Source organism: Roseateles sp. P5_E1, from assembly GCF_054049335.1.
Genome location: NZ_JBFUMN010000448.1, coordinates 1 through 531, shown reverse-complemented (window position 1 = coordinate 531; position 531 = coordinate 1). Strand labels below are relative to the sequence as shown.

Annotated in this window: 1 protein-coding gene; it reads left to right on the top strand. The window is 71.6% G+C overall.

What is annotated here, in order from left to right:
* Positions 1-11 precede the first annotated feature (11 nt).
* Positions 12-531, top strand: a 520-nt coding sequence (locus ACXJKJ_RS32025) for an Lhr family ATP-dependent helicase (RefSeq protein ID WP_457395768.1), incomplete at its 3' end; no start/stop codon positions are given.

Sequence of the window (531 nt, the reverse complement as noted above, 5' to 3'; positions counted from 1 at the left end):
GCGTGGCGCGGGTGATCGAACTGCTGGCCGGCGTTCCTGCACCCGCCTCGGTCTGGGAAAGCCAGATCCTGCCCGCGCGTGTCCGCGACTACACGCCCGCCCTGCTGGACGAACTGCTCGCCACCGGCACGGTGGTCTGGTCCGGCCACGGCCGGTTGGGCGAGGACGACGGGCTGGTATCGCTGCACCTGCAGGAATACGCCTTCGAGACGTTGCCCGCCGTGCCTGCACCTGCCGAGCGTTCGCCGTTGCAGCAGACGATCCTGCAGGTGCTCGCCGAAGGTGGGGCGTACTTCGCGCGCCAGCTCGCCGCCGCCGTGCAGGCGCGGTCGATCGCCGACGACAACGCACTGCCTGCGGTCGGCGCGGTGAGTCCCGATGCGCTGCACACCACGCTGTGGGAGCTGGTCTGGATGGGGTATCTCACCACCGATATCTGGACCCCGTTGCGCGGCCTGGCCGGGATACGCCCGCCACGGCCGCGGGCGGTCCGGACCTCGCGCCGAAGCACGCGCGTCCGCGGCATCCCGA